The organism is Burkholderia sp. JKS000303 (assembly GCF_002563755.1).
Lineage (GTDB): Bacteria > Pseudomonadota > Gammaproteobacteria > Burkholderiales > Burkholderiaceae > Burkholderia > Burkholderia anthina_B.
In genome coordinates, this window is sequence record NZ_PDBZ01000001.1 from 789,647 (window position 1) to 801,782 (window position 12,136).

The 12,136-nt window shown below is 67.0% G+C and carries 14 protein-coding genes; 5 read left to right on the plus strand and 9 right to left on the minus strand.

Annotated features, from left to right (window positions below; all coding sequences use genetic code 11):
• Nucleotides 1-42: 42 nt before the first annotated feature.
• From BX604_RS03850 to BX604_RS03890, 9 genes are all read right to left on the minus strand, one after another.
• Nucleotides 43-306 carry a hypothetical protein gene (locus BX604_RS03850; RefSeq protein ID WP_098549651.1) on the minus strand — a complete coding sequence of 88 codons (264 nt, stop codon included), beginning with the start codon at nucleotides 304-306 and terminating at the stop codon, nucleotides 43-45.
• Complete coding sequence (locus BX604_RS03855) at nucleotides 303-1,277, minus strand: fatty acid desaturase family protein (protein ID WP_098549652.1); 975 nt, start codon at nucleotides 1,275-1,277, stop codon at nucleotides 303-305. The genes BX604_RS03850 and BX604_RS03855 overlap by 4 nt, the downstream gene beginning before the upstream one ends.
• Nucleotides 1,265-1,888, minus strand: a complete 624-nt coding sequence (locus tag BX604_RS03860; protein ID WP_098549653.1) for a phosphatase PAP2 family protein — start codon at nucleotides 1,886-1,888, stop codon at nucleotides 1,265-1,267. Before BX604_RS03860 ends, BX604_RS03855 begins: the two co-directional genes overlap by 13 nt.
• On the minus strand, nucleotides 1,885-3,048 hold the full coding sequence (locus BX604_RS03865; RefSeq protein WP_098552688.1) for a hypothetical protein: 1,164 nt from the start codon (nucleotides 3,046-3,048) through the stop codon (nucleotides 1,885-1,887). The genes BX604_RS03860 and BX604_RS03865 overlap by 4 nt, the downstream gene beginning before the upstream one ends.
• On the minus strand, nucleotides 3,045-3,800 hold the full coding sequence (locus BX604_RS03870; RefSeq protein WP_179894778.1) for a hypothetical protein: 756 nt from the start codon (nucleotides 3,798-3,800) through the stop codon (nucleotides 3,045-3,047). The genes BX604_RS03865 and BX604_RS03870 overlap by 4 nt, the downstream gene beginning before the upstream one ends.
• Entirely contained in the window at nucleotides 3,797-4,828 is a 1,032-nt protein-coding gene (locus BX604_RS03875; RefSeq protein WP_098549654.1) for a hypothetical protein, read from the minus strand. Before BX604_RS03875 ends, BX604_RS03870 begins: the two co-directional genes overlap by 4 nt.
• A gap of 59 nt (nucleotides 4,829-4,887) precedes the next feature.
• Entirely contained in the window at nucleotides 4,888-5,952 is a 1,065-nt protein-coding gene (locus tag BX604_RS03880; protein ID WP_098552690.1) for a glycosyltransferase, read from the minus strand.
• A 139-nt stretch (nucleotides 5,953-6,091) separates the two neighbouring features.
• Nucleotides 6,092-6,535, minus strand: coding sequence for an inner membrane protein YiaA (gene yiaA, locus BX604_RS03885; RefSeq protein ID WP_098549655.1), 444 nt, complete (start codon nucleotides 6,533-6,535; stop codon nucleotides 6,092-6,094).
• A 110-nt stretch (nucleotides 6,536-6,645) separates the two neighbouring features.
• Entirely contained in the window at nucleotides 6,646-7,593 is a 948-nt protein-coding gene (locus BX604_RS03890; protein ID WP_098549656.1) for a cupin domain-containing protein, read from the minus strand.
• A gap of 128 nt (nucleotides 7,594-7,721) precedes the next feature.
• On the opposite strand from BX604_RS03890, the gene BX604_RS03895 reads away from it, so the two are divergent.
• The 5 genes from BX604_RS03895 (at nucleotide 7,722) to rfbC (ending at nucleotide 12,128) form a co-directional block, all read left to right on the plus strand.
• Nucleotides 7,722-8,051, plus strand: coding sequence for a carboxymuconolactone decarboxylase family protein (locus tag BX604_RS03895; RefSeq protein ID WP_098549657.1), 330 nt, complete (start codon nucleotides 7,722-7,724; stop codon nucleotides 8,049-8,051).
• A gap of 142 nt (nucleotides 8,052-8,193) precedes the next feature.
• Nucleotides 8,194-9,027, plus strand: a complete 834-nt coding sequence (locus BX604_RS03900; RefSeq protein ID WP_098552691.1) for a class II glutamine amidotransferase — start codon at nucleotides 8,194-8,196, stop codon at nucleotides 9,025-9,027.
• Between the two features lie 598 nt (nucleotides 9,028-9,625).
• A complete protein-coding gene (rfbB, locus tag BX604_RS03905) occupies nucleotides 9,626-10,687 on the plus strand; it encodes a dTDP-glucose 4,6-dehydratase (protein ID WP_098549658.1) in 1,062 nt (353 codons plus the stop codon).
• Nucleotides 10,688-10,698: 11 nt separating this feature from the next.
• A complete protein-coding gene (rfbA, locus tag BX604_RS03910; protein WP_098549659.1) occupies nucleotides 10,699-11,592 on the plus strand; it encodes a glucose-1-phosphate thymidylyltransferase RfbA in 894 nt (297 codons plus the stop codon).
• On the plus strand, nucleotides 11,577-12,128 hold the full coding sequence (gene rfbC, locus BX604_RS03915; protein WP_098549660.1) for a dTDP-4-dehydrorhamnose 3,5-epimerase: 552 nt from the start codon (nucleotides 11,577-11,579) through the stop codon (nucleotides 12,126-12,128). Before rfbA ends, rfbC begins: the two co-directional genes overlap by 16 nt.
• Nucleotides 12,129-12,136 lie beyond the last annotated feature (8 nt).

A 12,136-nucleotide genomic window follows, 5' to 3' on the forward strand; every position in this document is an offset into this window, starting at 1 on the left:
GACGGCCAGGTCGCAGGCATCCACATCGGGAATCGTGCCGACCTAGGCACGCGTCTGCGTGTCGAATGCGTCGACACTGCTTGCCACACCGTTGGTGACGAACAAGCGCTGCCCATCGCGCGACAGGACCAGCGCCGCAGGCCGCCCGAACGGCTGGTTGCCTGCGTTCCCGCCGCCGACCGCAATGGCAGCGGGCGCATCGGCCTTCGCCGGTGCCGCCTGCGCGACGACGTCTGCGGCCAGCATCGCCAGGGTCACGGCACGCACCGCGCGATGCAGTACACGCGACTTGAAATCGACTCTCACTCTCTTGATTCCTCGAAGGCAGGGATCGTGCGCACGCTCACGTCGCGCAACACCGCCCCGTATCCTGCATACAGGTTGCCGCCGGGCAGCAACTGCTGTTGCACGAGTTGCCGATGCACGGCCGGCAGGTTATGGAATGGCATCCGCATGAACAGATGATGTTCGATGTGGAAATGAATCGCGTGCGGGCCGAACAGGAACGTCTGCCACGAACGCCGGCCGATCGTGCGCGCGTTGCGGCTTTGGTCCGCGCAAGCCGGCAATCCCGCATGCTCGAAGATCGCGCGCACCTGCCCGGCGAGCGGCAGCAGCGTGACCGACGGCACGATCCACAGGCCGACGTACAGCAACGGATGTCCGGCCGTCGCGAGCGCGGCGAACAGCACGCCGTTCGCGGCGAGCATCGACGCCAGCTCCCACGCCGCATACGCGCGCGACTTGCGGACCTTCGGCAACGCATGGGCGAACGCACCGCGCGCAAGCTTCACGACGCTCGTCACGTAGCCGATCCCGCACGCGTAAGCGAGCAGGCGGCCGGCCAGCCGCACGCGCGACACCGGATAGTCGTGAACGCCGAACAGCAGCGCGACGGGGTCGTCCGCCTGCATCGGCGCGCGATGATGTTTCAGATGACCGGCGCGATACGTGCGCAGCGACAGCCACAGCGGGCCCGCGGCGAACGCCTGGCCCAGCATGTCGTTGACGCGCGGGTTTCGGGCGAGCAGCCCGTGCGCGCCTTCGTGCATCATCACCGCGAGCGCGAGCTGGCTGCGCGCGATCACGATCGCAGCGCACACGTACACGAGCGGGTGCGCAAACGCGATCGCCGCCGCGAGCGCCGCAGCGATCAGCAGCCAGTCGCCCGCGAGCGCCGCGCAGACGCGCGACGGCTTCACGCGGAACAGCGCGGCGTCGGGCACGAAGCGCGCGAGCGCGGCATTCGACCCGGCATGCGGATTCACTTGCGCCATGCGAGCCTCCCGCGCACCGAGCGCCGCTCGACCCACATCGCGCTGCCCATCGCGAGCGCCACGCCGCCCAGCACGTCGGCGACCGTATGCTGCTTGAGCGTCAGCGTCGACGCGCAGATCAGCACGCCGATCGCGATCGGCACGGCCCGGCGCCGCTCCGTCAGCAGGCGGCACGCAAGACACGTGACGGCGACATGCAGGCTCGGAAAGCCGTTGGCCGCGAGATCGAGCTGCCACATCCGTGCGAGACGGTGGCGCACGAACGCATTGCCGATCTCCGTGACGTCGGGCCGCGGCACCGCTTCGGGAAACAGCAGGAAGCAGGCGATCCCCACGACGAAGGCGATCAGCACCGCGCCCCTGAACGCGACGAACGCCGGCGGCCGCGCGTAGGCGGCAAGCGCAATCACGAACGGAAAGAAACCGACGTAGACCAACCACGACCACGCGACGAACGGAATCCGCTCGTCGAGCGCCGTGGCGAACACGTAGCGCGGCGTGACGCCACGCTCGAGCAGGATGAAGACGGCAAGCCCCGCGACCATCCCGAATGCCGCGGCCAGCATCTGCCGCAGGTCGGGCCGGCGATCGATAGACGACAAGCTGTTCATCGCGATGCCGGCGCCTCGCGTTGCGTGTCGACATCGGCGTCGGCGTGCCGTGCGTTCGGCCGCAACGCGAGGATGCGCGACGTCCATCCGTCCACGCGCGCGCGCGCATGTTCGCGACCGTCGGCCGTTGCGGCATGCGTGCCGGCATCGCGCATCAGCGCGCTCGCCGCATGCGCGATGTCCTGCCGGAACGCCGCGGCATCGCCACGCCACGTGACGATACGATGCACGAGCTGCAACCGGGCGGCCCGCGCGGCGTTGCTCGCCTGCTCGGGCTGATCGGTCAGCACGAGCAGGATCGGCCTGCGATAGACGCGCGCGATCGACAGCGCAGCCATCCCCGGCGCCGAAACGATCAGCGGCGCATGCGCGGCGCGCGTCACCCAGTCCGCGTCGACGCCGGTCCAGCCGTCATGCGCGGCATAGCCTTCGCCGACCCGGTGCGTGGGCAGCCCCGCATCGTGCAGTCCCGCCGACAGCGCATCGGCCAGCGCGACGTCGCTGAAGTGCGGATTCAGATACACGGCTGCTGCGGCCGGCTCCGACACAGGCCATTCGCCGACGACCGGCACCGGTGTCGGCAACCGGTAGCGCATGCGCGAACCCTGCACGTCATCGGTCGCGTCGCACGCGAAGTCGTGCTCGATGCAACACAGTGCCGAATCGATCTGCCAGTCGACGATCCGGGAGAACGCACGCGCCAGCACGCGCGGCAGTCGTCCGTTGAAGTTCGCGGTCAGCGCGCCGCGCAGGCTGCCGCCATAGACGTGTACGATGCGGCCGCGCCAGCCGGGTACCGCGCCCATGAACAGCAGCGCCGGATGAAACGAGTCGTTGATCACGAGATCGGCGTCGCGGACGATCGCGTGCAGCCGCGCGATGTCGCGCAGCATCCGCGTCGGCCTGAATACGTAGTGCGCGACATTACGATCCGTCGCATCGCGCAGCATGTTCTGCCGCGTGTCGAACTGCACCGCATAGTGACGCGACAGCACGGCGGCCTCGATGCCGAATGCGGACAGGAATGCCTGCCCGGCATCGGACGTCGTCAGCACGTCGACCTGCGCGCCGGCCGCGCGCAGCGCATGCACGAGCAGTTGCGCACGCATCAGATGACCGCGCGCATCGGCGGTCGCGAGATAGACGATGCGCAACATCATGTGCGCGCCCCCGGTCGCCACGAATGAATCCATCCGGCCGCGTACATCGCCAGCGCGCCCGTCACGCCGAATCCGGCCTCGATTGCGCGGATCTCGTCGAGCAGCGCCGCGAGATGCACGATCTCGGCCGGCGCGACGATGCGGCGCAGCGTATCCGCGCAGAGTCGCACATGCCGCGTCTCGTCGGCCAGCACCCGAGCGAAGAGCGGATGCAGCGCATGCGCTTCGCCGAGCGTCGCGCAGTGGCGCGCGAGCACGCGCATCGCCATCTGCTCGGCACACAGGCCCGTCGCGTAGGTCGGCACCAGCGCGCCTTGTGCGAAGTGCGGCGCGTAGCGGCGCCCGAGCCGGCGCCACCGGATGATCTTGCGCCGGGTCACCCAGTCCGGTTCGCGCGGGCCCGCCGCGGCCGTCACGCCACGCACGCGCAGTGCGTCGGCGAACGCGGCCGCGTGGCGGCGCTCGTCCGCGAGATGCTGCTCGAGCCGCAGGGCGAGCCAGTCCGGCGGCTGCCCGGTCGATTCGTCATACAGTGCGCACTCGGTCGCCTCTTCGCCGATCAGGTACAGGCGCAGGATCCAGCGCTCGCCGTGCACGCTGCGATGCAGCCGCCGGATCGCCGCACGCTTGATCCGATCGACGAGATACGCGCGCATGCGCGCGACGCCACGCGGCACGCGCTGCTCGAGACACTCGAAGCCCTCGTCGGGCGCGACGTGCGGCGACGCCGACAGTTCGCCGGCCCGCGTCATGCCGGCATGCCCGGCGTGGAACGCGCGACCTTCGGCGCGACGGCCGACGCCGCCGCGGACGCCGCGGCCGGATCGCGATGCCAGCCGAGAATCAGGCCGACGAAGCTTTCCTGCAGGAACGCATGGGCGGATGCGGCGGCTCCGGCGAATGCCTCCTCGTGGCCGTTCACACGCAGATAGCCGTTGCCGTCGCGCGCGCCGAGTTCGATCCGGTCGTTCTTCGCGAAGCCGCGCTCGCGCAGCGTCTTCACGAGCGGGCTGCCGTCGAGCCCGAACAGGAACAGCTCACGCTGCGCCACCCACACCGGGATGTGGTCGCTCAGTACATCGAGACGGATCGCCCAGGTCCCGGACGCGAGCGCACCGGCGATATCGCCGTCGCGCGGTCCGTTCGACGTGAAGCTCGCGCGTGCGACCGACTTGGTCAGCTTGCCGACGCCGAGCGCGATCGTGATGTCGTCGTCGGCCGGCTGCTTCGGATCGGTCGCGCGCACCTTCACGAGATGCTGCGCGAGCCGCGACGCGAACGACGGATGCGCGAACAGCGCGCTCGTTTCATCCGGCGTGAGCACGTCGCGCTCGCCGCCACCCTCCTTCACGCGCACGCGATACGGATCGATCCGGACCTCGGTGAACTGGCCGTGCACCGGCGCATGAACGTATACGTCGCGGTCCCATTTCACGCCGTCACGACGCAACAGCACGTGCACGCTCAGCGGCACGCGCTGGCCGTCGCCGTCGACGCCCGTGCCCTGCAGCAACACGTCGCCGAGCACGTCCTTCGTGCGGCGGGCCGCATCGCTCGAAAAGACGATCGTATGCGTATCGGTATCGACGCTCGCATGCACGTCCGGCGCATCGAGCGCGACGCGATTGCAGTCCGTCGCCGTCGCACTCGCGAACGGGCAGCCGCTTTGCGATGCGAAGTGGTAGATCCCGCGCCCCGCATGATCGACCGGCGCGGCATGAGCGGCGGCGCTGGCGGCAAACAGGGCGAGGCAGGCAACACGGGTAGCGAATGAGGACATGGTCGTCTGGAGGAAGTCAGGTCGTGGTGGGCGCGCGGCGATGCATGGCGCGGCGTCGCTCAATGACGGTGATACGACAGCGCTTCGAGATCGCGCCGCGCCGACGCGCGCCTGGACAATCCGAAGCCGCGGGCGAGCGCGCCGAGCGTATCGACCGCCGACGCACCGATCGTCACGCCGACTGCCGCGACGTAACGCACGAAGCCGAGTCGCGGCAACTGCTGGCGATCGAGCGCGCGCAGGCTGCAGCCGAGCCGCATCACCATCACGCACAACGGGCCGAGCGGGCCGCTGCGGCCGAGCCACTGCCACGAACGCGGCAGATACGCATTCACGAGGTACGGTGTAAGCCCGACGCTGTCCTCGCCGCGCATCCAGCGCAGCTTCAGCGATTCGCGACGTGTGTCCGGCAGCCGGTGCTCGGTGTGCGCGCACGGCGCGAACTCGATCGCGATGCCGGCGGCCTGCATCCGCAGCCCCAGCACCTGGCAATGCGCGCGATATACGCCGTCGAGCGGCTCGTACCGATATCGGGTGAACACGTCGTGCCGGAACGCGACGTTGTTCGCGTAGAAGTTGCGCGTCGCGCCATCGCGCAGCGGGCTCGGGAAGTACATGAAGTCGATCGACGTCAGCGCGACGCCAAGCACGTTCGGCGCATAGCTGGTGCGCCCCGCCACTGCCACGGGCCGGCCGTCGCCGTGGCGCGCGAACGGCGCGAGCAGATGCTCGAGCCAGTCGTCGGCCGGCCGGCAATCGGCATCGCCGAACACGACGACGTCGCTGCGCGCCGCATCGACGCGGTCGAATCCCTGGTTCTTCGCATCGTAGTAGCCGGTGCTCGCGTCGATCTTGACGAAGTCGATCGGGCGGCCGGCAAGCGCGGCGATCTGCGCGCATGCGTCGGCGGGCAAGCCGTCGTGCGTGATGATCCATTGCGCGAGCGAAGCCGGCGGCACCGTCTGGTTCGACAACGCGGACACGAGGCGCTTCAGGCTGTCGACGGCCTGCGCGATGCCGGCGCCGCCGCGCAGGTTGTTGGTCTCCAGCACGAGCGCGGTGCGGCTCGCCACGGAACGGGCGGCCGCGCACGTGTCGTGCGTCGGTTGCATATCGTCTGGCATCCGGAGTGTCTCCATCGTCATGCGCGGCGGCACGGATGAATCGGGCGTACGGAAATCCGGCGGTGCGCCGGCGCCTGCTGCCCGCCGCGAGGTTCGTCGCGCGACGCGCGGCCGCCACGGCCGCCCGCCTCGCGCGCGGTCATTCCGTCACGGACGGCGTGGAATCTGCGTCGGTGAAACGCGGCTTCGCGCTCCGCATGTCGCGCGTATTCTTCTGCACGGTCACCGCGCCGAACAGCGCGAGCACGAACGACATCGCGTAGAAGCCTTTCTCGCTCAGCTGCAGCGTCGCGTTGATGAGACCGACGATCAGCAGCGCGATCGAGAGCAGCAGTGCGACCCAGCTCAGCCCGTAATAGATGCCGGTGACGGGAATGCCTTCCGCGCGGTCGCGCACGCTCTTTTGCAGCGAAATCGCCGCATAGAGGCCGAACACGAGCACGGTGAAGTAGTAGCCCTTCTCGTTGAGCTGCATGCCGGCGTTCCAGAGGCCGATCAGGAATGCGGCAAAACCGGCGATCAGCGCGGCCCACGACGCCGCGACGAATGCGAACGACGGCTGCTGGATGGTGGTCTGGTTCATTGCTGTTGCCCTCTCTCTTGTTGTTTCTTGTTTGGAAACGCGCTGTGCTGGAACGCGTTTCGCGCATGGTAGCAGCTTTGCCGCGCCGCACGGCGAGCTCGTTTGCCGTCTTACACACCGCGCTGCGCGCGCCGCCAGCGCCCCGGCGTCGTGCCGAGCACCGCGCGAAACGCCTTGCCGAAAGCCGCCTCCGACTGATAGCCGACGGCCTGTCCGATCTCCGCCTGTCCGCGCTGGGTATCCTGCAGCAGCGCGCACGCGTGCATCATCCGGATCTGCGCGACGAACGCGCCGACACTCATCCCGGCCTTCTCGCGGAAATGCCGCGCATAGGTCGCCCGCGACATTGCGGATGCCGCGCCGAGCGCTTCGACCGTCCACGGCTTCGCCGGCGCCTGCAGCACGGCCTGGACCGACGGGCCGAGCCGCGCGTCGGCGGCGAGCGCGAGCCAGCCAGCCGGCACGCTGGCATCGCGGCCGTATGCGCGCAGCGCGTAGGCGAGCAGCGCCTGCCCGAGTGCATTCACGATCGCGCGTGCGCCCGGTTGCGCATTCGACGCCTCGGCACGCAGCACGCTCGTCAGCAGTTGCAGCGGCGCAAGCCCCGATGCTTCACGCAGCCCGACGTGCAGCACGTGCGGCAACGTGCGCATCAGCAATTCGCCAGCGCCGCGCGCATAGACGAAGCGTCCGCACAGCAGGTCCACGCTCGCGCTGCCGGGTTCGGCGGGATCGAGATTCGACTTGACCGGCAGCACCGCGCCGCCCGCTGCACCCGGCTCGCGCAGCGGCGCAACCGACTTCGCCCGGCCGCCCCCGACATCGGACAGATCGTGCGCGTCGCCCGCGGGCAGCAGCACGAAGTCGCCGTCGGCCAGTTGCAGCGTGCGCCCGTCGGCGGTACGCATCCAGCACGTTCCGGCCAGCAACAGATGGAACGCCGCTTCACCCGGCGGCAGCGGGTCGTGCGGCATCGCGAACGGGCCGTCGAGCAGGCAGCGCACGTCGAGCTCGACATGGCTGCGGCCCAGCGACAACAGTTGGCTCAATGCATCCATGAGACGTTTGCGCTAAAAATTGACACTCTAGCGTATCGAAACCCTCAGCACGAACGATCAGAATAGCCCTGCATCGCCCGAGATCGCGGCAACCGCCGCCCCGCTCCACCACTTCTAAAGGACGCATCATGCTGAACTGGAACGAATACCGGAAGGAACTCTCGACGCGCGTCGGCGAAATCGCCAAGCTGTCGCCCGATACGCTGGCCGGCTACAAGGCGCTGTCCGGCGCCGGCGCCAAGACGGGTCATCTGGATGCGAAGACGCGCGAGCTGATCGCACTCGCGGTGGCCGTCACGACGCGCTGCGACGGCTGTATCGCGGTGCATACGGCAGAAGCCGCGAAGCTTGGCGCGACCAAGGAGGAAGTGGCGGAAGCGCTCGGCGTCGCGATCGCGCTGAATGCCGGCGCGGCGCTCGTGTACTCCGCGCGCGTGATGGACGCGCTCGGCGACTGACGATTGCAGCCGGGCGCAACCCGGCGCAACGCACCGCATAACGATCGCGGCGGCCCCGGCCGGTCGGCCGCCGCGGATCGCCTTCGGCTGCGCCGCGAAGTCGGCTACCATGCGCGAACGACTCTCCGCGAAGGAGCATGCCATGTGCCGCTGGCTCGCTTACACGGGTAACCCGATCCATCTCGAAACTGTGTTGTTTCGCGCGAAGCACTCGCTGATCGACCAGAGCCTGCATTCGGAGCTGGGCGCCACGACGACCAACGGCGACGGCTTCGGCATCGGCTGGTACGGCCATCCCGATGAACTCCCGTTTCGCTACCGCTCCGTGCATCCCGCCTGGAACGACCGCAACCTGCGCGAGGCCGCGCGCGCGATCCGCTCGCGGATGTTCATCGCGCACATCCGCGCGGCGACCGACACGCCCGTGCAGGAAACCAACTGCCACCCGTTCCGCCACGGCCGCTGGCTGTTCGCGCACAACGGGCTGATCCGCGATTTCCACAAGCTGCGCCGCGACCTGACGTTGAAGGTCGACCCCGCGCTGTTCCCGACGCTCGAAGGCTCGACCGACTCCGAGCTGATGTTCCGCCTCGCGCTGACGTACGGCCTCGAACAGACGCCGCTGCCGGCGCTCGAACGCATGGTCGGCGTGGTCGAGGAGACCGCTGCGCGGTATCGCGTCGCCGAGCCGCTCAACATGACGATCTGCGCAACGGACGGCGACCGGATCATCGCCGTGCGCTATTCGAGCGAACGGCAATCGCGCTCGCTGTTCCACAGCACGTCGTTCAAGCACCTGCACGAACTCTATCCGCACAATCCGCGTATTGCCGAAGCCGGCGACGACGCGTTCATGGTCGTGTCGGAGCCGCTCGTCGACCTGCGCGGCGCGTGGGAGGAAGTGCCGGAAAGCATGGCGATCGTCGCGCATGGCGCCGACGTCCAGCAGCGGCCGTTCAATCCGCGGCACAAATAGGCGGCAAGGCGCTCACGACGCCGGCCACATCGCACGAAACGCGTCCGGAGCGGGCCGGATTCAGCGCACCAGCCGGCGGGCGAAACCGCCGCGAACACATCGCGAAGGCCCATACCGGTAAAAAAAACACGGTCGTCTTAAATCACGACATAAACCGGACGACTCTCGTTCTGCCCGAATCGAGCATGCTATAGTTACCGCCGTTTTTTAGTATCGCAACAACCCCCGCCGAAATCGGTACCGAGTCCCGCCGCAGTTCCCTGCTGCAATCCTCGCAAATGTTTGCGTGCGATCGCACGTTCGGCGAGCCTCGGGAAATTCAATGGAAAGTAGCGATACGACGGGCACAACGGCACCATGCCGGGCGCCGCGGTATAGAGAATTAATAGTCTTGCAATGCGAATTGCGCAGACTGCGTAGTCTACACATGCGTCGCTATATGGGGGTGCCTCCCGAATACGCGGCGAGCAGGCGGCTCCCCCCACGCCAGGCGGGACCGCGCAGTTTTTTGCTATTCTTCGTCCCGCGTCAACCGAGGGCGATGTACACAACGAGAGCACGGCAGTATTGCCTGCCATTAACATAAAAAAGAGGCTACATGATATTGGTTACTGGTGGCGCCGGTTTTATCGGTGCCAACTTTGTGTTGGATTGGCTGCGTCAATCAGACGAATCGGTTCTTAACGTCGACAAACTGACCTACGCGGGCAATCTGGGAACGTTAAAATCGCTGCAGGGCAATCCGAAGCACGTGTTCGCGCAGGCGGATATTTGCGATCGCGCCGCACTCGACGCACTGTTCGCCGAGCACAAGCCACGCGCGGTTCTGCATTTCGCCGCAGAAAGCCACGTCGATCGCTCGATTCACGGTCCGGCCGATTTTGTTCAGACCAATGTCGTCGGCACCTTTACGCTGCTCGAAGCGGCGCGTCAGTACTGGAATACGCTGCCTGAAGCCGAAAAAGCCGCATTCCGGTTCCTGCACGTGTCCACCGACGAAGTATTCGGTTCGCTGTCGCCCACCGACCCGCAGTTCTCCGAAACGACGCCGTACGCGCCCAACAGCCCGTACTCAGCCACCAAGGCAGGTTCGGACCATCTCGTGCGCGCCTATCAGCATACGTACGGCATGCCCACGCTGACCACGAACTGCTCGAACAACTACGGCCCGTACCAGTTCCCCGAAAAACTGATCCCGCTGATGATCGCGAACGCGCTCGCCGACAAGTCGCTGCCCGTGTATGGCGACGGCCAGAACGTGCGCGACTGGCTGTACGTCGGCGACCATTGCTCGGCGATCCGCGAAGTCCTCGCCCGCGGCCGGATCGGCGAAACGTACAACGTCGGCGGCTGGAACGAGAAAACGAATCTGGAAGTCGTGCATACGCTGTGCGACCTGCTGGACCAGGCGCGCCCGAAGGCAGCCGGCTCGTATCGCGACCAGATCGCGTACGTCACCGACCGTCCCGGTCACGATCGCCGTTATGCGATCGACGCACGCAAGCTCGAGCGCGAACTCGGCTGGAAACCCGCCGAGACGTTCGAAACCGGCCTCGCGAAGACGGTGCGCTGGTATCTGGACAATCAGGAATGGGCCGACGAAGTCGCTTCGGGCGACTACCGGAAGTGGGTCGCAACGAACTACGCGCATCGCGCGTAAGGGCAACGGACATGGCACGCAAGGGCATTATTCTCGCCGGCGGATCCGGCACCCGGCTGTATCCGATCACGCATGCAGTGTCGAAGCAGCTGCTGCCGGTCTACGACAAGCCGATGATTTATTACCCGCTGTCGACGCTGATGGTCGCGGGGATTCGCGACGTCCTGATCATCTCGACGCCGCAGGACACGCCGCGCTTCGAATCGATGCTCGGCGACGGCAGCCAGTGGGGGATGAACATCCAGTACGCCGTGCAGCCGTCGCCTGACGGTCTTGCACAGGCATTCGTGATCGGCCGCGATTTCGTCGGCAACGATCCGTCGGCGCTGATCCTCGGCGACAACATCTTCTACGGTCACGACCTGGCGAAGCAGCTCGAGCGTGCGGACGCACAGGACGCGGGCGCAACGGTGTTCGCGTATCACGTGCACGATCCGGAACGTTACGGCGTCGTCGAGTTCGACAACGAATTCCGCGCGCTGTCGATCGAAGAAAAGCCGGCAAAACCGCGTTCGAACTACGCCGTCACCGGTCTCTACTTCTACGACAACCGCGTGTGCGACATCGCGGCCGACATCAAGCCGTCGCCGCGTGGCGAGTACGAAATCACCGACGTCAATTCGCGCTATCTTGCAGACGGCGCACTCAACGTCGAGATCATGGGACGCGGCTTCGCATGGCTCGACACCGGCACGCACGATTCGCTGATCGAAGCGGCAAGTTTCATCGCGACGCTGCAGAAGCGACAAGGCCTGGTCGTCGCCTGCCCCGAAGAAATCGCGTACCGCCAGCACTGGATCGATGCCGAGCAAGTGCAGACGCTCGCGCAACCGCTGTCGAAGAACGGCTACGGTAAATATCTGCTGAACATTCTTACGGATCAGGTCGCATGGCCATCACGGTAACTGCTACGGCACTCCCCGAAGTCAAGATCGTCGAGCCGAAGGTATTCGGCGATGCGCGCGGCTACTTCTACGAGAGCTTCAACGGCCGCGAATTCGCGGAACTCGTCGAGACCGGCGTCGAATTCGTGCAGGACAACCATTCGCGTTCGGCGAAGGGCGTGCTGCGCGGGCTGCACTACCAGATCGAACACGCGCAGGGCAAGCTCGTGCGCGTGGTCGAAGGCGAAGTGTTCGACGTCGCGGTCGACATCCGGCGCAGCTCGCCGAATTTCGGCAAGTGGGTCGGCGTGACGCTGTCGGCCGACAACCATCGTCAGCTGTGGGTGCCGCCGGGCTTCGCGCACGGCTTCGTGGTGCTGTCCGAGTCCGCGCAATTCCTGTACAAGACGACCGACTACTGGTTCCCGGAACACGAGCGCAGCCTGCTGTGGAACGATCCGGAGATCGGCATTCAATGGCCGTTCGACGGCGAGCCGGTGCTGGCGGCGAAGGACGCGGCGGGCAAGCGACTCGTCGAAGCCGAGTGCTACGCATGAGCGGCGCC